Origin of the sequence: Pseudomonas borbori (assembly GCF_900115555.1) — a bacterium.
In the GTDB taxonomy this organism is placed as follows: domain Bacteria; phylum Pseudomonadota; class Gammaproteobacteria; order Pseudomonadales; family Pseudomonadaceae; genus Aquipseudomonas; species Aquipseudomonas borbori.
Genome location: NZ_FOWX01000002.1, coordinates 124,227 through 146,642, shown reverse-complemented (window position 1 = coordinate 146,642; position 22,416 = coordinate 124,227). Strand labels below are relative to the sequence as shown.

Below are 22,416 nucleotides of genomic sequence, written 5' to 3'. Positions count from 1 at the left end.
AGTCCTCCATGATCGTTGATCGCCAAGGTAGACGCTTTCGCAACCTGCGAGTCAGTCTGACCGCCGCCTGCAATTACGCCTGTACCTACTGCGTGCCCGACGGCAAGCGCCTGGTCGCAGCGCAGGACGAGCTGTCCGCCGAGGCCATGGTGCGCGGTGTCGGTTACCTGATCGAGGCGGCGGGTATCGAGCGTTTGCGTATTACCGGTGGCGAGCCCCTGGTCAGTCCGAAATTGGAGGCGTTTCTGCGCGGCGTCAGCCCCCTGGGCTTGGCCGATATCAGCCTGACCAGCAACGGTCAACTGCTCTCGCGCAAGCTGCCGTTGCTGCTGGAAAGCGGCATTCGCCGCCTCAACGTATCCCTGGATACCCTCGATCCCGTGGCTTTCCGCAGCATCGCCCGCGGTGGTGATCTGCCCACCGTGTTGGCTGGTTTGGACGAAGCGCAGGCGGCCGGCATGCGGATCAAGCTCAATATGGTGCCGTTGCGCGGGCAGAACCTCGATCAAGTCCTGCCGTTGCTGGATTACTGTCTGGAGCACGGCTTCGAGTTGCGCTTTATCGAGCTGATGCGCATGGGTCATCTGGCGCGCGACGGCAACGGTTTCCAGCGCCAGTTCGTCGGCATGCCCGAGCTGTTGGCCATGATCGGCGAGCACTACGACTATGCCCAGGCCGATGCACCGGTGGATGCCACCGCACTGCGCTACGAGATCCCCGGTCAGGGCTTCTTTGGGGTGATCGCCAACGAAAGTGTGCCGTTCTGCCGGACTTGTTCGCGCTTGCGCCTGTCGTCGACCGGCTGGCTGCATGGCTGCCTGTCGTCGAGCAATCGCCACTATGTCGGCGATCTGCTGGATAAGCCGCGGCATCAGGCGCTACCGGCCTTACAAGGGTTGCTGGTCAAGGCCCTTGGCGACAAGCAGGAGGTGGCCTTCTCAGGTGGGGTGACGGTGATGAAGATCATTGGCGGATAGAGGGGTGGCAGGCGGGTGAAAAGGGATGGGGGATGAGGAAAAGCAACGGTAACGGCGCAAGAGCTTGCCTTGAGTGAGCCATGAGTCGCAGCATTCCCCATTCCCCATTCCCCATTCCCCATTCCCCATTCCCCATTCCCCATTCCCCATTCCCCATTCCCCGCACACTCTGTGATGGCGTGAAACCTGCATTGCTGTCCTGTCCGCCGGTATTCCGTCACCGGCAACGGGAGGAGAGTGATGCGCAGTCTGATGTTGATCCTGGCGCTGTTAGCCTTGGGTGGCTGCATGAAGGTCAGCGACCTGGCCGATGGCGCCGCCTATCAATTGCGCGATGCCGGTTTTCTCGATCACGGGCAAACCGAGCGCCTGGCCTCGCGGCGCCTGCAGCAGGACTCGTTCATCTACATCGCCCAGGGGCACTTCGTTCCGTCCGGCGCGGCCTATCCGCGACCGAATGTGGTGGCGGAGGAGGCGTTCAAGGGGTTCGTCGAATATTTTCCGCTGGTCCGTCGGGCGCGTAGCCCGGCCGGGCTGGAGGAGGCCATGGCGCAGGCGCGTGGGGCCGGTGCGCATTATCTGCTCTACAGCCGCTTCGCCTACGCCGATGACCGCATCGGTACCGGCGATGAGTGGGCGGATCAGCAGGCGCTGGATCGGCTCGGCACCGACCGTAGTGTCATTCAGCTGATGCTGATCGAGACCAGCACCACTTACCTGGTCGATAGCGCGCGAATTCGTAGCCGCGGCGGCTTCCTGACGTTCTATGATGCCAAGCCAGAAGACTTGCTCGGTCCGCCGCTGCGCGATTATGCCCGCAGCCTGATTGGCCTGAGCCGCTAAGGACACTCGCATGACCGACTCAAGCAAAGCCGGCGACCTGCTGGCGCAAATTCCCAAGGGGGAGCAGAAGGGCTTGCCGCCCGTGCACCTGTGGAACCCCGATTTTTGCGGCGACATCGACATGCGCATCGCCCGCGACGGCACCTGGTATTACCTGGGTACGCCGATCGGGCGCAAGCCGATGGTCAAGTTGTTCTCCACCATCATCCGCCGCGATGGCGACGACTACTTCCTGGTCACCCCGGTGGAGAAGGTCGGCATCAAGGTCGACGATGCGCCTTTTGTCGCCGTCAGTCTGCATGTGGAGGGCGAGGGCGAGGCCCAGGTGCTGCGGTTCACCACCAATGTCGAGGAAGAGGCCGTCGCGGGCGCCGAGCATCCGCTGCGCGTGGCACTTGATGAGCAGACCCAGGAGCCGGCGCCTTACGTGCATGTGCGCAGCAACCTGGAGGCGCTGATTCACCGCAACGTGTTCTATCAACTGGTGGAACTGGTGGTGCCGCGCGAAATCGACGGCCAGATATGGCTGGGGGTGTGGAGCAACGGGCAGTTTTTCCCGATCGGGCCGCAGCCGTAAGGCTCGGCTGCAAGGGCGAGATCGTAGGATGCGCTGTGCGCACCATGCGGGCCAAAGAAAAAGGCTCCCGAAGGAGCCTTTTTGCAGCTTACATATTGGGGTAGTTGGGCCCACCGGCACCTTCCGGTGCCACCCAGTTGATGTTCTGAGCCGGATCCTTGATGTCGCAGGTCTTGCAGTGCACGCAGTTCTGCGCGTTGATCTGGAACTTCTTCTCGCCGTCTTCCTGGGTGACGATTTCGTAAACGCCGGCCGGGCAGTAGCGCTGCGCCGGTTCGTCGTACAGCGGCAAGTTCTTGGTCAGCGGAATGCTCGGGTCGATGAGCTTCAGGTGGCAGGGTTGTTCCTCTTCGTGGTTGGTGTTGGAGAGGAATACCGAGCTGAGTTTGTCGAAACTGAGCTTACCGTCCGGTTTCGGATAGCTGATCTTCTTCGCCTGGGCGGCTGTCTTCAGGCAGGCATGGTCCGGCTTGGTGTCGTGCAGGGTGAAGGGGATCTTGCCGCCGAACAGGTTCTGGTCGACGTAGTTGAACGCGCCGCCGCCGAGCACGCCGAACTTGTGAATCGCCGCGCCGAAGTTGCGGCTGCGGAACAGTTCGTCGTACAGCCAGCTGGCTTTGAACGCCTCGACGTAGCCGGTCAACTGGTCGCCGCCTTCACGGCCGGCAAACAGCGCATCGGCCACCGCTTCGGCGGCGAGCATGCCGGACTTCATGGCGGTGTGGCTGCCCTTGATCTTGGCGAAGTTGAGGGTGCCGAGGTCGCAGCCGATCAGCGCGCCGCCGTTGAATACCATCTTCGGCAGCGAGTTGAGGCCGCCCTTGCTGATGGCGCGTGCGCCATAGGCCACGCGTTTGCCACCCTCCAGGTACTGGGCGATCACCGGGTGGTGCTTGTAGCGCTGGAACTCGTCGAACGGCGACAGGTGCGGGTTGCTGTAGGACAGGTCGACGATCAGGCCGACCACCACCTGGTTGTTCTCCAGGTGATAGAGGAAGGAGCCGCCGGTGTTTTCGCTGTCGACCAGTGACAGTGGCCAGCCGGCGGTGTGCACCACCAGGCCTTGCTCGTGTTTGGCCGGGTCGACGTCCCAGATTTCCTTGATGCCGATGCCGTAGTGCTGGGCATCGGCTTCGCTGTCGAGGTTGTACTTCTTGATCAGCTGCTTGCCGATATGGCCGCGGCAGCCTTCGGCGAACAGGGTGTACTTGGCGCGCAGTTCCATGCCTGGGGTGTAGTAACCCTCTTTCGGGTTACCTTCGCGGTCGACGCCGAGGTCGCCGGTGAGGATGCCGTAGACCGAGCCCTTCTCATCGATCAGTGCTTCCTGAGCGGCGAAGCCGGGGTAGATTTCCACACCCAGATTCTCGGCCTGCTGCGCCAGCCAGCGGCACAGATTGCCCAGGGAGATGATGTAGTTGCCCTGGTTGTGCATGGTCTTGGGCACGAACAGGTCGGGGATTCGGCTGGCCTTGGTCGCGTTATTCAGCAGATAGATGTCATCGCGCACAACCTGCGTGTTCAGCGGTGCGCCGAGTTCCTTCCAGTCGGGGAACAATTCGGTCAGGGCACGCGGTTCGAACACCGCTCCAGAGAGAATGTGTGCACCGACTTCGGAGCCTTTTTCGACCACGCAGACGCTGATTTCCTTGCCCGCTTCGGCGGCTTTCTGCTTCAGTCGGCAGGCGGCGGACAAGCCGGCTGGGCCGGCGCCGACGATGACGACGTCGAATTCCATAAACTCGCGTTCCACAGGCTATCTCCTACTCAAGGCTCTCTAATTTTATTTGACGATCAGGCTCGTTCCCTGGGCGATGCTGGCGCATTATATCTGCACCCTCCTGGCTGGCCAATACAAACGTTTGTTTGAATTTTCTGTAGCCCTGCTAGAATGCTGCTACATCGCGGATGACTGGCCGGTTCATTGTATTGACCCGGTCGGGTCGTGCGGTCAAGATACGGGCGGTTTTGCGTTCGCCGTCTGGGTCGAAGGTCGGTTTCGGTCGATCTGCATCACCCGCCCTGGCGACATCCCTATTCACCGGAGAGTAACGAGGAATCCATGAAGGTTCTTGTAGCTGTCAAACGAGTGGTCGACTACAACGTCAAGGTTCGCGTCAAGGCGGACAACAGCGGCGTTGATCTTGCCAACGTCAAGATGTCGATGAATCCCTTCTGCGAAATCGCCGTGGAGGAAGCGGTACGCCTGAAAGAAAAGGGCGTGGCGAGCGAAATCGTCGTGGTGTCGATCGGTCCGACTGCTGCTCAAGAGCAGCTGCGTACCGCGCTGGCGCTGGGGGCCGATCGCGCCATTCTGGTCGAGTCCAGCGATGAGCTGAACTCCCTGGCCGTGGCCAAGCTGCTCAAGGCAGTAGTCGACAAGGAGCAGCCGCAGCTGGTGATCCTCGGCAAACAGGCGATTGACAGCGACAACAACCAGACCGGGCAGATGCTCGCCGCCCTGAGTGGCTACGCCCAAGGCACCTTCGCCTCCAAGGTGGAAGTGGCAGGCGACAAGGTCAACGTCACTCGCGAAGTCGACGGCGGTCTGCAGACCGTGGCGTTGAACCTGCCGGCGATCGTCACCACCGACCTGCGCCTGAACGAGCCGCGCTACGCCTCCTTGCCGAACATCATGAAGGCCAAGAAGAAGCCGCTGGAAGTGCTCACCCCGGATGCACTGGGTGTTGCCACCGCGTCCACCGTGAAGACCCTGAAAGTCGAGGCGCCGGCTGCCCGTAGCGCCGGGATCAAGGTCAAGTCGGTGGCTGAACTGGTCGAGAAACTGAAGAACGAAGCGAAGGTAATCTAAATGACTATCCTGGTTATCGCTGAACACACCAATGCCGCCCTGGCGCCTGCCACCCTGAACACCGTGGCGGCTGCCGCGAAGATCGGTGGCGACATTCACGTCCTGGTTGCCGGTGCCGCCTGCGGCGCAGCTGCCGAAGCCGCGGCCAAGATCGCCGGCGTGGCCAAGGTGCTGGTGGCCGACAACGCCGCCTTCGCCTATCAACTGCCGGAAAACGTCGCACCGCTGGTAGCCGAGCTTGGTGGTAACTACAGCCACATCCTGGCTGCCGCCACCAGCAACGGCAAGAACATCCTGCCGCGGGTCGCCGCTCAACTGGACGTCGATCAGATCTCCGAGATCATCGCCGTGGAAAGCGCCGACACCTTCAAGCGGCCGATCTATGCCGGTAACGCCATCGCCACCGTGCAGTCCAGCGCTGCCGTGAAGGTGATCACCGTGCGTGCCACCGGTTTCGACCCGGTCGCAGCCGAAGGCGGCAGTGCTGCCGTTGAAGCCGTGGCTGTTGGCTTTGATGCCGGCAAGTCGGCATTCGTCGGCGAAGAGCTGGCCAAGTCCGATCGTCCGGAGCTTACCGCTGCCAAGATCGTCGTCTCCGGCGGCCGCGGCATGCAGAACGGCGACAACTTCAAGCACCTCTACGCCCTGGCCGACAAGCTCGGCGCAGCGGTCGGTGCCTCGCGCGCCGCGGTCGACGCCGGTTTCGTGCCCAACGACATGCAGGTCGGCCAGACCGGCAAAATCGTTGCGCCGCAGCTGTACATCGCCGTCGGTATCAGCGGTGCGATCCAGCACCTGGCGGGCATGAAAGATTCCAAGGTGATCGTGGCGATCAACAAGGACGAAGAAGCGCCGATCTTCCAGGTGGCCGATTACGGCCTGGTGGCGGATCTGTTCGAAGCTATTCCGGAGTTCGAGAAGCTGGTGTAAGCCGGTTGCCTTGCTCCATGAAAAACCCGCCTTGTGCGGGTTTTTTCTTGCAGGCTATTTGGTGTTATTCAGCTTCCGCCGCGACGCTGTCGAGGAATGCCTGGTAATGCTCGGCGGTTTCCTCGGGGCGTTCGAGCATGGGTGCATGTCCGCAATCCTGCATGATCACTACGCTGGGTCGCTGCAGGAGTGGCTGCATGACCTCGATACTGGAAACATGCAGCACCCTGTCCTGGGCGCCCCACAGCAGCAGCGTCGGCGCCTGGATCTTCGGCAGTACGGGTTCGAGCGGGATATAGCGACTGACCAGTTGGGCGAAGACCCGCTCGTTATGCGCACTGTTGGCGATGCTTCTTTGCGCCAGCGCCTGCTGCAGGCGCTCGGGCATGCTCGGCACTTCGACGAAAATCAGCGCCAGCAACTGCTCGAACTGTTGCGCAGTTTTCACGATCAGCGGATTGGCTTCGCCGCGTTCGAGGCGCTCGATCAGCTCGCTTTTCTGTGGCGAGTCGATGCCGGCATTGGCGAGCAGCGCCAGCGACAGGATCTGCTCGGGATAGCGTGCGGCATACAGGGCGCTGATATGGCCACCCATCGAGCTGCCGATCAGGTGCAGTTTCTTGATCTGCAGGGCTTGAGTGAAAGCGGCGAGGCGCTCGACCTGGGTGCCGACATCGTAACTGGCGTAGGGCTTGCTGCTGTCGCCAAAGCCGGGCAGGTCGAGGGCGATCACCTGGTAGTCCTGGGTAAAGTGGCGGGCAAGACGCAGCCAGTTGTCCTTGCTCGCGCCGAAGCCGTGAACCATCAGAATGGTTTCGCCGTCCCTCGGGCCGCCCTGGTAGTAATGAATGCTAAGATCGCCGACAGTCGAGCGCTCGGTACCGAGCTCTGCCTGTTGCAGTGCGACCAGTTGCACAGTGGCCAGCAGCGCTGCGGGGCATAGATAGAGCGTCACTGCCGAGCCGCCGAGCAACAGTATCAAGCCGAGAAGCAGTTTTTTCATGGCGCGCCCTTATCGCGAATTATTATTGAGCCGGTTGTAAGCTAACATGCAGTCGGCATTTACCAGTGTTCGCATGCATTGAATCTCCATCAAAAGTTCAGCCGAGAAATTGCCATGCTCGAAGGTGGTTTGTTGAAATCCATAGTGCTGCTGCTTGGCGTGGCTCTGTTGCCAGGGTTGAGTGCTGCCGCCGGCAGGTGTGAGCGCCTGGTTGCCACCGGTAATCCCGAGTATCCGCCGTATTTGTGGCGTGACCCGCAGAATCCGCAGCAGTTGATCGGGGCCAATGCCGACTTGCTCAAGCATCTGGCCAAAGAGTTGGATCTGGTGATCGATGTGATCTACACCGGACCCTGGTCGCGCGCCCAGGACGAAGTGCGCACGGGGCGGGTCGATTTGCTCGCCGGTGCTTTTCTGACCTTGCCGCGTCTGGAGCGCATGGACTATGTGCACCCGGCGTTTTTTTTCACCCCTAGCGTGGTCTGGGTGCGTAAAGGTGCGGAGTTTCCCTATGCCAGTTGGGCCGACCTGCATGGCCGCACTGGCGGCACGTTGGTGAATAACAGCTTCGGTCAGCAGTTCGACGCCTATGCCAAGGCCAACCTGACCCTGGAAGGTGTGTCCAGCCTGACTCAGGCATTCCAGAAGCTGTTGCTGGGACGTAGCGATTACGTGCTCTATGAGCGTTTCCCCGGTCTGGCGCTGGCCGAAGCGCAGGGCATCGAGGACGAGTTGCTGGTGCTGGATCCGCCTGTTTCCAGCGAGGGCTTGTACCTGACCCTGTCGCACAACTCGGCATGCAACGACCCTTGGCTGCGCGGACAACTGGCGAAAAAAATGACAGAATCGATCGCCGCCGGCCTGCCGGAAACCTTGCTGCAGCACAATCTATTGCGCTGGGAAGAGCAGCAGTTGCAACCCGCAAGCACCCCGAATCCGTAGGAAGTTTTTGTGATTAATCGATTTTCATGCGCCGCAATGCTGGCGCTGAGTTTGACCGGTTGCGCCAGCGATCCGGCGCCTACCGAGCAATTGCGCCTCACCGAGCAAGCTGTGACGCAAGCCAAGGCTGTTGGTGCCGATGAGCAAATAGTTGAACTGGCGATGGCCGAAGCCAAGCTGCAGCAGGCCCAATCTGCCATGCAACGGGATGCCTTCAAGGAGGCGCGTATACTTGCCGAACAGGCCGAGCTGGATGCCCGTCTGGCGGAAGCCCGGGTGTTGACGCAGAAAAGTCAGGATCAGCTGAACGAACTGAATAACCGGATCAATCGCCTGCGCAAGCAGCTGGGGGCGTTGTGATGAATGCTCGGGTCCGGCTGTTGGGAGGTGCTCTGTTGGCGTTGCTGCTGAGCGGTTGCGCGGGTTCGCGGCAACTGAGCAGTAGTGAGGCGCTAGAGATGGCCCACAAGAGTTTTCAGGCGGTAAAGGAGAACTCCGATGTGCTGCGCAGCGCACCCAAGGATGTGATCCGTGCTGGCGAATCCCTGGCCCGCGCAGACCGCTTGTCGAGCTATTGGGGCAGTACCGATGACGTTAGCCATTACGCCTACCTCAGTCAGCGTTACAGCGAAATCGCTGGGCAAAACAGTGCCTTGAGCCTGAATCAGGAGCGGGCGGCCAAGCTCGAGCTGGAGCGCCAGCGTCTGCAACTCGCCCTGCGTGAGGCCAAGCTGCTCAGCGTGCAGGAGCAGAGTAACTGGCTGGAAGAGCAGATAGTCAGCCTGGCAACCAGCGAGACCGAGCGTGGTCTGGTAATGACCCTGGGCGATGTGTTGTTCGATGCCGGACAGGCCAATCTGAAAGCCTCGGCCAATCGTACGGTATTGAAACTGGTGCAGTTCCTGCAACTGAACCCGCGCCGTGTCGTGCGCATCGAAGGCTACACCGACAGCCGTGGCGACAAGCTGGAGAACCTTGAGCTGTCCCGCGCACGGGCGCAGACCGTCGCCGATGTCTTGATCGACCTGGGTATCGATAGCAAGCGCATTGAGGCGCAGGGCCACGGTGAAAGTTTCCCGGTGGCCGAGAACGCTTCGGCCAGGGGGCGGGCGCAGAACCGCCGGGTCGAGATCGTGTTCTCCGATGCGCAGGGGCGTCTGGGCGCTACCCGCTGATCCGGGCGGCGCGCCGGGGCTTCATGCTCCGCTCGGTATATCGCAGCCCGTGGCCTCGATCGAGGCTGCCTGGGGGATGCGAAGCTCTCCAGTAACAGTTGACTGGTCGGCGAATTGTTCCCATACAGCCGCTGGCGGGTCGCCGCTGTTTCGTCCACAATTCATGGAACTGTACCGGTGCACTTGCAGGGTGCCGGGTTACTGTATGGTTTCAATGAAGCGGGAAGGCGACCATGACCAGTCTGTTGCTCTATCAGCGTATCGCCCAGCAATTGGCGGAAGACATCCGCCGCGGCGTCTATCAGCCAGGGGAGCGGGTGCCTTCGGTGCGCAAGATGAGCTCGCAGCTCAACGTCAGCCATGCCACGGTATTGCAGGCCTATGCCAACCTGGAGGACCAGGGGCTGATCCGCGCCCGCCCGCAATCCGGTTTCTACGTGCACCAGACCCCGGCCCTGACCGCGCCGACCCCGGATATCGCCCGGGTCGAGCGGCCCAGCCTGGTGACGCGCAGCAGCATCATCAATCAGATCCTCACCGAGTCGCGCCGCGAGGGCGTATTTCCGTTGGGCGCGGCGGTGCCGCATGTCGACTACCTGCCGGTGCGCGCCTTGCATCAGCAGTTGGCCAAGGTCACCCGCTTTCAGAGTCCGCGCGCCTTCAGCTATATGTTCAGCCCCGGTTTCGAGCCACTGCGCCGTCAGGTAGCGATCCGCATGCGCGATGCCGGTGTGTTGGTCGATCCGGCAGAAGTGGTGATTACCCATGGCTGCGTCGATGCCTTGCAGATGTCGTTGCGGGTGCTGACCAAACCGGGGGACCTGATCGCCACCGAGTCGCCGACCTATTACGGCCTGCTGCAATTGGCCGATCTGCTGGGCCTGAAAGTCATCGAGATTCCCAGCGATCCAACCACGGGGATCAGCCTGGAGGCGTTGCAACTGGCGGCCAGCCAGTGGCCGATCAAGGCACTGGTTCTGACCGCACGCCTGAGCAATCCGCTGGGCGGCAGCATCCCCGAGGCGCGGCAGAAGCAGTTGCTGCGCCTGGCCGGGGACTTCGATATGCAGATCGTCGAGGACGACATCTACGGCGAACTGATGTTCGAGCAAGGCCCGATCAAGGCACTCAAGGCGCATGACCGGGAAGGACGGGTGGTGTATTGCTCGAGCTTCTCCAAGACCCTGTCGCCCGGGGTGCGCATCGGTTGGATCATCGCCGGCAAATACCAGGAGGAAATCCAGCGCCTGCAGACCTTCAGCACCCACTCGGCGTGCAGCGTCACGCAGATGGCGGTGGCCGCCTACCTGGAGAACGGCGGCTACGACCGCCACCTGCGCTATATCCGCCAGGAGTACCGCAAGAATCTCAGTGCCTTCCAGCTGGCGATCCAGCAGTACTTCCCCGAAGGCACGCAGATGACCCGGCCCAACGGCGGCTTCATCCTCTGGATCAGCCTGCCGGTGCGGGTCAACACCAAGGACCTGCACGTACGCGCCCTGCAGCAGGGCATCAGCATCGCGCCGGGGCTGATCTTCAGCAACACCGAACAGTTCAACCACTGCGTGCGCCTCAATTGCGGCATCCCCTGGAACCGCGAGGCGGAGCGGGCGCTGATGACCCTGGGCATGTTGGCCGGCCAGCTGTGTCAGGAGGCGGCGAGCACTGGGTGAACAGGCCTTTGCTCGGTTAACCCGAATAGCTCAGGCATTGCGTCTACTGGGGCGAAGAGGTTTTTCGTCCCAAGGAGAGACGTCATGTCGAAGATTTCTGTGTTACAGCCGCAGTCATTGCTGCAAGGATTTGCCGGTAGCCTGCTGCTGACCCTGGCTGCCTGCAATGCCACTCAACCGGAGCCGCCGCAGGCGCATGTTGCCGATCAGCAAGAGGCAGTCGCGGCCGTCGAGCAATCCCGGGCGCCGTCGCGGACGAAAAAAGCCGAGTTGCAGCGCCAGATCGCCGTTGCTTCGCCGCCGGCAATGGTACGGCCTGGCGCGCCTGTGGCGGACCATCTGCCGCCGGCGTACCGCGAGCAGTACCGCGAGCAGTACCAGAAGCTCGCCGACAACCCGGTGCATGCCGTGGCCGAAACCCCGGTGTCGACCTTCAGTATCGATGTCGATACCGGCAGCTATGCCAACGTCCGGCGTTTCCTCAACCAGGGCCAGTTGCCGCCGGCTGAGGCGGTGCGCTTGGAGGAGCTGGTCAATTACTTCCCCTATGCCTACCCGCTGCCGAGCGGCGATACGCCCTTTGGCGTCGGCACCGAGTTGGCGGTGACGCCGTGGAACCCGCAGAGCCGGCTGCTGCGTATCGCGATCAAGGCAGCGGATCTGTCGGTGGCGGCCATGCCGCCGGCCAATCTGGTGTTTCTGCTGGATGTCTCCGGCTCGATGGACAGGCGCGAAGGCTTGCCGCTGGTGCAGAGCACCCTGAAGTTGCTGGTCGAGCAGCTGCGCGCCGAGGACAAGGTGTCCCTGGTGGTCTATGCCGGCTCCTCCCGCGTGGTGCTGGAGCCGACCGCCGGCAGCGACAAGGCCAGGATCCGCGCGGCCATCGATCAGTTGCGTGCCGGCGGTTCCACTGCCGGCGAGTCGGGTATTCAGTTGGCCTATCGGCAGGCGCAGCAGGGCTTTGTCGAGGGCGGCATCAACCGCATCCTGCTGGCCACCGATGGCGACTTCAATGTCGGCATCAGCGACTTCGAAACGCTCAAACAACTGGCGGCCGACAAGCGCAAGAGCGGGATTTCCCTGACCACCCTGGGCTTCGGCACCGACAACTACAACGAGCAGCTGATGGAGCAACTGGCCGACGCCGGCGATGGCAATTACGCCTATATCGACAACCTGCGCGAGGCGCGCAAGGTGCTGGTCGACCAACTCGGCTCGACCCTTGCGACTGTGGCCAAGGACGTGAAGATCCAGGTCGAATTCAATCCGGCCCAAGTCAGCGAATACCGCCTGCTCGGCTATGAGAACCGCGCCTTGAGGCGTGAGGACTTCAGCAACGACAAGGTCGACGCCGGCGAGATCGGCGCGGGTCATACGGTCACCGCGCTCTATGAAATAGTCCCGGCCGGCAATCAGGGCTGGCTGGAGCCGCTGCGCTATCGGCAGGCGGAACAAGCCGCCGGCAAGCAGGGCGAACTGGCGCTGCTGCGCATCCGTTACAAGGCGCCGCAGCAGAGCAGCAGTAAGTTGCTGGAAATCCCCATCGAGGCGCAGCGCAACACCCCGGCGATTGCCCAGGCCAGCGAGGATCTGCGCTTCGCTGCCGCCGTCGCCGCCTTTGCCCAGCAACTGAAAGGTGCGCGCTACACCGGCGACTTCGACCTGGCCGCCAGCGCCGAATTGGCGCGCAGCGGCAAGGGCGAGGATCGCTTCGGCCTGCGCGGCGAGTTCGTGCAACTGGTCGAACTGGCGCAAAGCCTGCAAACTCCGTCTTCATTTCCCGCCCCCAGCGCTGCCAAGGTCGATTAGCGTGACTGCCCATCCTGTTGCTCCGCCGCCCGACGATGCCGCCTTGTTGCGGCGTTATCGCCAGGGCGATGCCGAGGCCTTTGCGCTGCTCTATCAGCGCCATCGCCTCGGCCTGTTCCGTTTTCTCTGTGGTCTGTGCGGCGACCCGACACTGGTCGAGGAGGTGTTCCAGGACACCTGGATGAGCCTGATCCGCAGCCAGTCGCTGCAACGCGAGGCGGTGCTGTTCAAGACCTGGCTGTACCAGATCGCGCGCAATCGGCTGATCGATCACTGGCGCAAAAGCGGCCGCCAGCAGGGCAGGCATGAGGCGTTCGACGAGCAGCTGCATGACCAGCCGTGCAGCGCGAGCAATCCCGAGCAGCAGCTCAGTTTGAGTCGCGATCAGCAGCGCCTGCAGGCCGCGTTGGCCGATCTGCCGGCCGAACAACGGGAAGTCTTCCTGCTGCGCGCCCACGGCGACCTGGAGTTGCACGAGATCGCCGAGCTGACCCGCACGCCGGCGGAAACGGTGAAAAGCCGCTTGCGCTATGCGTTGCAGAAATTACGTCGGCTGCTGGCTGACCCGGCCGCCGAGGAGTTATCCGCATGAACCGCGACCAACATGATCCGCATGAGCAGGCGTTGCTCGAGCACTTTCGCGCCCATAGCCGGGCCGAGCCTTCCGCCGAGCTGGATGCACGCATCCTCGCCGCGGCACGCGCCGCGCAGGTATCGAGCAGGCCCAGCTGGAGCCAGCGCCTGCATGCCTGGCTGTTCGGTCAGGGTGGGCGCCAGCGCTGGTCGCTGGCGGTGGCCGGGCTGGCTTGCGTCGGCATCGGCGTGAGCCTGACCTGGCGCACCCTGGAGCAAGCCCCGGAGACTTATGACGCGCCCATGCCGCGTGCGGTGATGGCGCCGGCACCAGCGGCACCTGTGGCCGAAGCCGAGGCGCCGCAAGATCTGCTGCGCGAACAGGCGCCGGCCATGCAGAGCTATTCGCAGACGCGGCAAAAGGCCGAGAAGAAAGAGTCGGCGCCGGAGGCAATGCGTAAACAGGCGCCGAGCGCCAGCGAGGCTTTATCGGATGCCTTGGCGCCAGAGGGCGCACCGTCGATGGCGGCGGGGGCCGCGCCGCAGGCGAGCAAGGCGGTTCAGTCGCAGCCGGAACAACTGTTGGCGCAATTGCTGGAGCTACGCCGCGTCGGCAAGGTGGATGAGGCGAAAGCCTTGCAGCAGCGTTTGCAGCGCGACTACCCGCAGCTGGATATAGAAGCGCAGCTGCAGCGCCTCGAAAACAACCGCTAGCGGGGCGCTATGAAGCCTGTACAGGCTCAATCAAGCCAGGGGTTTTGTAGCGACTGGAACAGGCGCAATGCAGAGCAGGCTTGCTAGATCGCGGATGAGAGGGGAGCATGCAAGCTTTCCCCAGGCGCATTTGTGTCGTTGATGATCAGTTTCCGTTGTTTTTTTGTGTGTTTACCCCTGCTGGCGCTCGCTGCTTGCGATAACGACCCGGCGCCGCCTATCGTGCCGGTCGAACCGCCTAAGCCGCGGGTGCCGGCCCCGGCCGTTCCGGTTGCCCCGGCGCCAGTGGTTGCGCCTGCTGTCAAGCCACCAGCCGCGCCACCAGCCAAGCAAGCGAACGAGCCGGCCAAACCGGACCCGCTGCCCAAGACCGTTGCCAGCAAACCCGTAGTCAAAGAGGCGCCTAAGGCCAACGAGCCCAAGGCGCCGGTACCGGCGCCCAGGTTGGAGCTGGATCTGAGCCTGCCGACCGAGTTGCTGGAGCCGAGCGAGTCGGTCGAGTCCTTCAGCGAACTGCCTTCGACGCTATTGCCGCCGTTGTTCGACGAGCAGAATCCTGCGGTCAGCCCCTTTCAGCTACAGGGCAAACTGATCACCAACGAGCGCGGCGATCAGGACTACTGGGAGTCGCTGGAAGGCGCCGAGTTGCAATTCGAGTTCAAACGCTAGCCTGGTTGTTTTCAGGGGCGCTGTTTGTTGGGCTTACCCAGCGGCGACACGCTAGTCGACGAAAAGATCGGCCAGCAGCGCGCCGCCGTCCGGGTCGAAACGGTAGTGCTCGAATTCGCTCTGGCCCTGTTCGCGCAGGATCTCCTCGTCGATCAGCAGACGGCCGCTGATACTGCGCCCGCTGCTGGACAGGATGGCGTGGGCGGCGTCGGCCATGATCGCCGGGGTGCGTGCGCGCTTGAAGGCATCGCGGCTGCCCAGCTCGAACTCGATAGCGGCGGTGGCGATCATGGTCTTGGGCCATAGCGAGTTGACGCTGATGGCGTATTTCTTGAATTCCTCGCTCATGCCCAGGGTCAGCATGCTCATGCCGTATTTGGTCACGCTGTAGGGGCCGTGCTGGGCGAACCATTTGCTGTGCATATTCAGCGGCGGCGACAGGTTGAGGATATGTCCGCCGCTTTGCTTGCCCGCAGCGGAGCTGCTTTTCAAGTACGGCAGCGCGGCCTGGCTGCAGACCATCACCGCGCGGGTGTTGATCTGGAACATCAGGTCGAAACGCTTGGGTTCGAGTTTTTCCACTCCCATAAGCTTGATCGCGCCGGCGTTATTGACCAGCCCATCGATGCCGCCGAAGTGCTCGGCGGCCCGGAGCATGGCGGCCTGTACCGCGGCCTCGTCGCGCACATCCAGCTGCAGGGCCAGGGCCTTGCCACCGACTTGCTCGACCTCGGCCGCCACCGAATGGATGGTGCCCGGCAGCTTGGCGTGGGGCTCGGCGCTTTTCGCCGCGATGACGATGTTGGCGCCGTCGCGGGCCGCGCGCAGGGCGATTTCGCGGCCGATGCCACGGCTGGCGCCGGTAATGAACAGGGTTTTGCCTTGCAGTGACATGGTGAGGCTCCTTGTGGCGTAGGGTGCGCCGTGCGCACCGCGGGGATTCTGGTGCGCACGGCGCACCCTACGGAGTCAGGCTTCGATCTCGACCAATAGTTGGCGGTTTTTCACCTGATCGCCGCGGCTTACGCCAACCCGGCGGACCACGCCGTCGATGCTGGCCTTGAGCGGGTGTTCCATCTTCATCGCTTCCAGCACCAGCAGCAGTTGGCCCTTGCTGACCTGGCTGCCTTGCTCGACCAGCACTTCGACTATGGCACCGTCCATCGGTGCCTTGACGCTGCCGCAGCCGGCGCCCGCGGCGCTGCCGACCGGCAGGTGGGTGATGTCGCTGAACTGCAGATTGCCGTTGTGGCCGTACAGCCAGAGCTTGTCACCTTCCAAGTGATAGGCCAGGCGCTGGCGAATGCCGTCCAGCTCCAGGCTGGCCCAGCGGCCGTCACAGGTCAGCAGCTTGAGGCTGATCGACTGTTCGCCGACCTTGGCCAGCAGGCTGGGTTGTGCACCGTCCGCCAACACATCCAGTTCGACGCTATGCTGCTGCTCGCCTTGTTCCAGAACGAAGCGCCAGGGTGCGCTGCCGGCATTGCGCCAGCCGGAGAGGCCCGGTTGGTGGGCGCGAGCGTTGGCCGATTGCTGGTAGAGCAGGGCGGCGGCCAGCGCCAGTTCGCCGGCTGCCGGCGGCTGCGGGCTGAGGCTCGGGTCGTCGGCGAAATGCTCGACGATAAAGGCGGTGGTGGCGTTACCGGCGGCGAACTCGGGGTGCCTCAGCAGGTTGGCGAGAAAGCGCTGGTTGCCATTGACCCCCAGCAGCACGCAATCCTCGACCGCGCGCACCAGCTTGCGCCGGGCTTCCTCGCGGGTGGCGCCGTAGGCGATGACCTTGGCCAGCATGGGATCGTAGAACGGGCCGATGGCCTGGCCTTCGAGCAGGCCGTGGTCGATGCGGATGCCCTCGAGCAGCTCCGGCTCCCAACGCAAAACGCGACCGGTCTGCGGCAGGAAGTTGTGCGCCGTATCCTCGGCATACAGGCGCACTTCCATGGCGTGGCCGGTCAGACGGATTTCCTCCTGCTTGAGCGGCAACGGTTGGCCGGAGGCTGTGCGAATCTGCCAGGCCACCAGATCCTGGCCGGTGATCAGTTCGGTGACCGGGTGCTCGACCTGCAGACGGGTGTTCATTTCCAGGAAGAAGAACTCGCCGTTGCGGTCCAGCAGGAACTCCACGGTACCGGCGCCGACATAGTCGACCGAGGCAGCCGCCTTGACCGCCGCTTCGCCCATGGCCAGGCGCAGCTCGGGCGTCATCAGCGGGCAGGGCGCTTCCTCGACCACTTTCTGGTGGCGACGCTGCACCGAGCAGTCGCGCTCGCCGAGGTAAACGATGTTGCCGTGCTGGTCGCCGAACACCTGGATTTCCACATGGCGTGGCTGGATCACCGCCCGTTCCAGAATCAGCTCGCCGCAGCCGAAGGCGTTCTGCGCCTCCGAGCGGGCGGTGCGGATCTGCGCCAGCAGTTCCGACCCATCATGCACCAGGCGCATGCCCCGGCCACCACCGCCGGCACTGGCCTTGATCATCAGCGGGTAGCCGATGCGCTGAGCTTCGCGGCCGAGGGTCTGATCGTCCTGCGCCGCGCCCTCGTAGCCGGGAATGCAAGGCACGCCGGCCTCGAGCATGGCGATCTTCGACAGACGCTTGCTGCCCATCAGCTGGATGGCTGCAACTGTCGGGCCGATAAACACGATGCCGGCGGCTGCGCAGGCGCGGGCGAAGTCGGCGTTCTCCGAAAGGAAGCCATAGCCGGGGTGGATGGCGTCGGCGCCGGTTTTCTGCGCGGCGGCGATGATGGCGTCGATCCGCAGGTAGGACTGGTTGGCCTGGGCCGGGCCTATGCACACGGCCTGGTCGGCCAGTTGCACATGACGCGCGTCGGCATCGGCCTCGGAGTACACCGCCACGCTGCGGTAGCCAAGGCTGTGCGCGCTGCGCATCACCCGGCAGGCGATCTCGCCGCGGTTGGCGATCAGGATTTTGTTAAAGGCGGGCATGCGGTGCTCCTGCTTTGCGTAGCCCGGATGCAATCCGGGGAATCATCTTTGCGAGCGGCTCCGGATTGCATCCGGGCTACGGTTATTCATTCGGCCCACTTCGGCGCGCGCTTCTGCATAAAGGCCAGGGTGCCCTCGACGCCTTCGGCTCCCGTCACCGCCGCGGCGAACTGTTCGGCGGCGCTATCCAACAGTGGGCCTAGTGCTGCGTTCTCGCTTGCCAGCAGCAGCGCCTTGGTCGCGGCATTGGCCTGGGGCGCGCACTGGCGGACCTGGCTGAGCACCTGCTGCAAGCGCGCTTCGAGGGCCGCATCGTCCGGCTCGCTGAAATGCACCAGCCCCAGGCGCTCGGCCTCGCTGCCATCGAAACGCGCGGCGGTGAGGGCCAGGCGGCGGGTCTGGGTCAGGCCGATGCGCGCCACCACGAAGGGCGCGATCTGCGCCGGCAGAATCCCCAGGCTGGTTTCCGGCAGGCCGAACCTGGCGTCCTGGCGGGCGATGGCGATATCGCAGACGCAGGCCAGGCCGAGACCGCCGCCGAGCACCGCGCCTTCGAGTACGGCGATCAGCACCTGGGGCGTGTGCTGTGCTTGTTCCAGCAGGCTGCCGAAGGCGCGGTTGAGCGTGCGGTAGGCGTCGGCTCCGCTAGCCCTGGCACTGGCCATGTCCTTGATGTCGCCGCCGGCACAGAAGTGCCCGCCGGCGCCGCGCAACACTATGGCGCGCACGCTCAGGTCGCCATGCACCGCTGCCAGCACTGCACGCAGTTCGTCGACCATGGCCAGGCTCATGGCGTTGCGGTTGTCCGGGCGGCTGAGGGTGACCTGCAGCACGCCGGCTTCGAGGTTGAGCAGCAGGGTTTCGCAGTTCGGTAATGGCATGTACGTGTCCCGATGCAAGGTGATCGTAGGATGGGTTGAGGCGCGCAGCGCCGATACCCATCGTGACCGGGTTGATGGGTATCGCTACGCTCAACCCATCCTACGGACGCTTGGCTCTAGCCCTTATGCTTGCCCGGCAGAATGCCCATCAGCTTGCAGATGATGCCGAGCATGATTTCGTCGGCGCCGCCGCCGATCGACACCAGGCGCACATCACGGTAGGCGCGGGCCACTGGGTTGTCCCACATGTAGCCCATGCCGCCCCAGTACTGCAGGCAGCTGTCGGTGACTTCGCGACCGAGGCGGCCGGCCTTGAGCTTGGCCATGGAGGCCAGGTTGGTCACATCGCGACCAAGCACGTACTGCTCGGTGGCCTGGTAGACCAGGGCGCGCAGGCATTCGACTTCGGTCTGCAGCTCGGCCATGCGGAAGTGGATGACCTGGTTGTCGATCAGCGCGTTGCCGAAGGTCTTGCGCTCCTTGCAGTAGGCGATGGTGGCCTCGATGCAGTGCTCCAGGCCCTTGATCATATTGGCTGCGCCGAATAGGCGTTCTTCCTGGAACTGCAGCATCTGCATCATGAAACCGGCGCCTTCGTGGCCGATGCGGTAGCGCTGCGGCACGCGCACATCGTCGAAGAACACCTGGGCGGTTTCCGAGCTGCGCATGCCGAGCTTGTCCAGGTGCGGGCTGATGCTGATGCCGGGCGTGTTCATCGGCAGCATGATCAGCGATTTGTTGACGTGGGGCTTGTCGTCCGAGGTATTGGCCAGCAGGCACATGAAGTCGGCGCTCGGCGAGTTGGTGATCCACATCTTGCTGCCGTTGATCAGATAGTCGTCGCCGTCCTTGCGCGCGCTGGTCTTCAACCCGGCCACATCGGAGCCGGCGCCGACTTCGGAGACGCCGATACAGCCGACCCTCTCGCCGCTGATCGCCGGGCGGAGGAACTCCTCGCGCAGCTCATCGGAGCCGAAGCGCGCCAGGGCCGGGGTGCACATGTCGGTCTGCACGCCGATCGACATGGGGATGCCGCCGCAATGGATGGTGCCGAACTCTTCGGCGGCGACTATCGAATAGCTGTAGTCCAGGCCCATGCCGCCGAACTTTTCCGGCTTGGAGATGCCCAGCAGACCCAGCTCGCCGGCCTTCTTGAAAATCTCGTGGATGGGGAAGCGGCCGTCCTTTTCCCACTGCTCGACATGCGGGTTGATTTCCCGGTCGACAAAATTGCGCACGGTGCGGCGCAGCTCTTCGTGTTCCTGGGTGAAGATCATTGTTGTTCTCCGGTAGGGTGCGCTGTGCGCACCGAGATCTTGGATGGTGCGCACAGCCTAGGCGGCCCCGCACACCCTACGGGTTAGAAACGAGCCACGCCAAAGGTGCTTGATTTAAGCGGTCGCACAGCGGCTTCGGCGCAGATATCCAGCAGGTAGCCGAGCAGCTTGCGCGTGTCGCGCGGGTCAATCAGGCCGTCGTCCCACAGGCTGGCGGTGCCGTAGAGTGCGGTGGACTGGCTGTCGAGTTTCTGCGCGGTGACGCTTTCCAGCAGATCGAGCATCGCAGGGTCTGCTTCCTTGCCTTCCTTCAGGTGTTTTTCCTCGGTGACGATGCGCAGCACCTTGCCGGCCTGGGCGCCGCCCATGACCGCGGTCTTGCTGTTGGGCCAGGCGAAGATGAAGCGCGGGTCGAGGCCGCGGCCGCACATGGCGTAATTGCCGGCGCCGTAGGAACCGCCGACCACTATGGTCAGCTTCGGCACCGTGGCGTTGGCCACCGCCTGGATCATCTTCGAGCCGTGCTTGATCACGCCGAGCTGTTCCGATTCGGTGCCGACCATAAAGCCGGTGGTGTTGTGCAGGAACAGGATCGGCGTGTTGCTCTGCTCGCACAGCTGGATAAATTGCGCCGCCTTGGCCGCGCCCTGCGGGGTGATCGGGCCGTTGTTGCCGATAAAGCCGCAGGGCTGGCCTTCGATCTGCAAGTGGCCGCAGACCGTCTGGTTGTCGAACTCGTGCTTGAAGTCGAGGAACAGCGAGCCGTCGGCGATGCGGGCGATGATCTCGCGCACGTCGTAGGGTTTCTTGGCATCGGCCGGGACCAGGCCGAGCAGTTCTTCGACCGGGTACAGCGGTTCGCGCCAGCTCTTCTGCGGCCGTGCCGGCAACTGGGCATTCCACGGCAACATGGCGAGAATTTCGCGGGCGATGCGCAGGCCATCGGCGTCGTTTTCTGCCAGGTATTCGGCGGTGCCGGCGACCTGGGCGTGCATTTCGGCGCCGCCCAATTGCTCATCGGTGGCGATCTCGCCGGTGGCGGCTTTCAGCAGCGGCGGCCCAGCGAGGAACAGCTTGGCCTTGCCGCGCACCACCACCACATAGTCCGACAGCCCCGGCTGATAAGCGCCGCCGGCAGTGGAAGAGCCGTGCACCACGGTGATCTGCGGCAGGCCCATGGCCGACATGCGCGCCTGGTTGGCGAAGCCGCGCGCGCCTTCGACGAAGATATCGGCGGCGTAGTTGAGGTTGGCGCCGCCGCTCTCGGTCAGGGCCACCAGCGGTAGTTTGTTCTCGACGGCGATCTGCTGCAGGCGCAGGGTCTTTTTCAAACCGGTCGGGGAGATGGTGCCGCCCTTGATCGCGCTGTTGCTGGCGCTGACCAGGCAACGCACCCCGGCGATATAGCCGATGCCGGAGATGATGCCGCCGCCGGCCTGGCTGCCGTCCTTGTCGTCGTGCAGCTTGTAGCCGGCCAGGGAACAGAGTTCGAGAAAGGGCGCACCGGGGTCGAGCAGCAGGTTCAGGCGTTCGCGCGGCAGCAACTGGCCGCGCTTCTCGAACCGCGCCTTGGCCGCCTGCGCCTTGTTCAGGCAGTTCTGCTCGATCTGGCGAAAGCTCGCCACCGCGGCAAGCATGGCGGCGCGGTTGCTGGCGAAGTCTTCGCCGTGCACGTCGATCTCCGACTGAATCACCGGCATGGCGTTATTCCCCCTGGTCTTCTTTCAGCACATCGGGCAGGTAGGCCCGATGGAAGCCGTTATAGGCCCGGCTCTGCCCCGGTTTGCCCTTGGCCAGCGGGAAGGCGCGGCTGCCCTGGCTGGCGGCGCCGTCGATGCGCACCGTGGTGCCGCTGATGAAGGCGGCGCCCGGCGACAGCAGGAAGACGATGGCGGCCGAGACTTCCGACTCGCTGCCGATGCGTTTGAGCGGCACATGCTCGCGCAGGGTCGGGATTACCGCCTTGAACGCGCCTTCATAGGTGTCCATGCCGCTGGAGGCGATCCAGCCCGGCGCCACGGCGTTGACTCGCACCCCGGCATGGCCCCACTCGACGGCGGCGGTCTTGGTGAGGTTCTCCATGCCGGCGCGCGCCGCCCCGGAGTGGCCCATGCCGGGCATGCCGCCCCACATGTCGGCGAGCATATTGACGATGCTGCCACCGGTCTTGCTCATGCTCTGGTTGAACACTTCGCGGGCGACCAGAAAGCCGCCGACCAGATTGGTGCGCACCACGGTCTCGAAGCCTTTCTGGTTGATCGAGGCGAGCGGTGAGGGGTACTGACCGCCGGCATTGTTGACCAGATGGTGGATCTGTCCATGCTCCTCGACTACCGCCTTGACCATGGCCTTGACCGACTCCTCGTCGCGGATATCGCAGACCTGCAGGCTGGCGCTGCCGCCGTCCTCGCGGATCTCCTCGCAGGTGGCCTGGAGTTTCTCCCGCTTGCGCCCGACCAGCACCACATGGGCGCCCAGGGCGGCCAGCTCATGGGCGGTGCAGCGACCGATGCCGCTGCCGCCGCCGGTGACCATAATGATCTGGCCGGTAAACAGGTCGGGTTGGAAGATCGAGTCGTATGTCATTGTTTGTCCTGACTGGTTTTGGTGCG

At 63.5% G+C, this 22,416-nt stretch carries 21 protein-coding genes; 13 read left to right on the top strand and 8 right to left on the bottom strand.

Translation table 11 applies throughout. The features are described from left to right. Nucleotides 1-8 precede the first annotated feature (8 nt). The 3 genes from BM315_RS02005 to BM315_RS01990 all read left to right on the top strand — a co-directional run bounded on the left by BM315_RS02005 (nucleotide 9) and on the right by BM315_RS01990 (nucleotide 2,397). On the top strand, nucleotides 9-977 hold the full coding sequence (locus BM315_RS02005) for a GTP 3',8-cyclase MoaA (protein ID WP_090497279.1): 969 nt from the start codon (nucleotides 9-11) through the stop codon (nucleotides 975-977). 240 nt (nucleotides 978-1,217) lie between these two features. Continuing rightward, nucleotides 1,218-1,820, top strand: a complete 603-nt coding sequence (locus tag BM315_RS01995; protein ID WP_090497275.1) for a DUF4823 domain-containing protein — start codon at nucleotides 1,218-1,220, stop codon at nucleotides 1,818-1,820. A gap of 10 nt (nucleotides 1,821-1,830) precedes the next feature. Further along, a complete protein-coding gene (locus BM315_RS01990; RefSeq protein WP_090497273.1) occupies nucleotides 1,831-2,397 on the top strand; it encodes a DUF1285 domain-containing protein in 567 nt (188 codons plus the stop codon). 88 nt (nucleotides 2,398-2,485) lie between these two features. Here the strand turns inward: BM315_RS01990 and BM315_RS01985 are convergent, their stop codons facing one another. Then, a complete protein-coding gene (locus BM315_RS01985; protein WP_090497270.1) occupies nucleotides 2,486-4,150 on the bottom strand; it encodes an electron transfer flavoprotein-ubiquinone oxidoreductase in 1,665 nt (554 codons plus the stop codon). A 309-nt stretch (nucleotides 4,151-4,459) separates the two neighbouring features. Here BM315_RS01985 and BM315_RS01980 point away from each other — a divergent pair, with 309 nt between their 5' ends. Next, a complete protein-coding gene (locus tag BM315_RS01980) occupies nucleotides 4,460-5,209 on the top strand; it encodes an electron transfer flavoprotein subunit beta/FixA family protein (protein ID WP_090497267.1) in 750 nt (249 codons plus the stop codon). Next, nucleotides 5,210-6,139, top strand: a complete 930-nt coding sequence (locus BM315_RS01975) for an electron transfer flavoprotein subunit alpha/FixB family protein (RefSeq protein ID WP_090497264.1) — start codon at nucleotides 5,210-5,212, stop codon at nucleotides 6,137-6,139. Nucleotides 6,140-6,203: 64 nt separating this feature from the next. Here the strand turns inward: BM315_RS01975 and BM315_RS01970 are convergent, their stop codons facing one another. Continuing rightward, a complete protein-coding gene (locus BM315_RS01970; protein WP_090497262.1) occupies nucleotides 6,204-7,142 on the bottom strand; it encodes an alpha/beta fold hydrolase in 939 nt (312 codons plus the stop codon). A 114-nt stretch (nucleotides 7,143-7,256) separates the two neighbouring features. On the opposite strand from BM315_RS01970, the gene BM315_RS01965 reads away from it, so the two are divergent. The 8 genes from BM315_RS01965 (at nucleotide 7,257) to BM315_RS01930 (ending at nucleotide 14,697) form a co-directional block, all read left to right on the top strand. Further along, nucleotides 7,257-8,084 (top strand): substrate-binding periplasmic protein, encoded by an 828-nt coding sequence (locus BM315_RS01965; RefSeq protein WP_090497260.1) that lies wholly within the window; start codon nucleotides 7,257-7,259, stop codon nucleotides 8,082-8,084. A 36-nt stretch (nucleotides 8,085-8,120) separates the two neighbouring features. Beyond that, the gene (locus tag BM315_RS01960) at nucleotides 8,121-8,444 is read left to right on the top strand and encodes a DUF4398 domain-containing protein (protein WP_425287761.1); all 324 of its coding nucleotides are present in this window, start codon (nucleotides 8,121-8,123) and stop codon (nucleotides 8,442-8,444) included. Further along, a complete protein-coding gene (locus tag BM315_RS01955; RefSeq protein ID WP_090497256.1) occupies nucleotides 8,444-9,259 on the top strand; it encodes an OmpA family protein in 816 nt (271 codons plus the stop codon). The genes BM315_RS01960 and BM315_RS01955 overlap by 1 nt, the downstream gene beginning before the upstream one ends. 233 nt (nucleotides 9,260-9,492) lie before the next feature. Beyond that, a complete protein-coding gene (locus BM315_RS01950; protein WP_090497254.1) occupies nucleotides 9,493-10,932 on the top strand; it encodes an aminotransferase-like domain-containing protein in 1,440 nt (479 codons plus the stop codon). Between the two features lie 84 nt (nucleotides 10,933-11,016). Then, nucleotides 11,017-12,741 (top strand): vWA domain-containing protein, encoded by a 1,725-nt coding sequence (locus BM315_RS01945; protein ID WP_090497251.1) that lies wholly within the window; start codon nucleotides 11,017-11,019, stop codon nucleotides 12,739-12,741. Between the two features lies 1 nt (nucleotide 12,742). Next, entirely contained in the window at nucleotides 12,743-13,333 is a 591-nt protein-coding gene (locus BM315_RS01940; RefSeq protein ID WP_090497249.1) for an RNA polymerase sigma factor, read from the top strand. Then, on the top strand, nucleotides 13,330-14,028 hold the full coding sequence (locus BM315_RS01935; protein WP_342029866.1) for a hypothetical protein: 699 nt from the start codon (nucleotides 13,330-13,332) through the stop codon (nucleotides 14,026-14,028). The genes BM315_RS01940 and BM315_RS01935 overlap by 4 nt, the downstream gene beginning before the upstream one ends. Nucleotides 14,029-14,313: 285 nt before the next feature. Next, entirely contained in the window at nucleotides 14,314-14,697 is a 384-nt protein-coding gene (locus BM315_RS01930) for a hypothetical protein (RefSeq protein WP_244527236.1), read from the top strand. 51 nt (nucleotides 14,698-14,748) lie between these two features. On the opposite strand, the gene BM315_RS01925 is transcribed toward BM315_RS01930, so the two are convergent. From BM315_RS01925 to BM315_RS01900, 6 genes are all read right to left on the bottom strand, one after another. After that, entirely contained in the window at nucleotides 14,749-15,591 is an 843-nt protein-coding gene (locus BM315_RS01925) for an SDR family oxidoreductase (RefSeq protein ID WP_090497244.1), read from the bottom strand. Between the two features lie 75 nt (nucleotides 15,592-15,666). After that, the gene (locus BM315_RS01920; protein ID WP_090497243.1) at nucleotides 15,667-17,646 is read right to left on the bottom strand and encodes an acetyl/propionyl/methylcrotonyl-CoA carboxylase subunit alpha; all 1,980 of its coding nucleotides are present in this window, start codon (nucleotides 17,644-17,646) and stop codon (nucleotides 15,667-15,669) included. Between the two features lie 86 nt (nucleotides 17,647-17,732). Next, nucleotides 17,733-18,527 (bottom strand): enoyl-CoA hydratase/isomerase family protein, encoded by a 795-nt coding sequence (locus BM315_RS01915; RefSeq protein WP_090497241.1) that lies wholly within the window; start codon nucleotides 18,525-18,527, stop codon nucleotides 17,733-17,735. 116 nt (nucleotides 18,528-18,643) lie between these two features. Then, complete coding sequence (gene atuD, locus BM315_RS01910) at nucleotides 18,644-19,804, bottom strand: citronellyl-CoA dehydrogenase (protein ID WP_090497239.1); 1,161 nt, start codon at nucleotides 19,802-19,804, stop codon at nucleotides 18,644-18,646. A gap of 83 nt (nucleotides 19,805-19,887) precedes the next feature. Further along, nucleotides 19,888-21,504 (bottom strand): geranyl-CoA carboxylase subunit beta, encoded by a 1,617-nt coding sequence (gene atuC / locus BM315_RS01905; RefSeq protein WP_090497237.1) that lies wholly within the window; start codon nucleotides 21,502-21,504, stop codon nucleotides 19,888-19,890. A gap of 4 nt (nucleotides 21,505-21,508) precedes the next feature. Further along, entirely contained in the window at nucleotides 21,509-22,390 is an 882-nt protein-coding gene (locus BM315_RS01900) for an SDR family oxidoreductase (protein ID WP_090497236.1), read from the bottom strand. Between the last annotated feature and the right edge of the window lie 26 nt (nucleotides 22,391-22,416).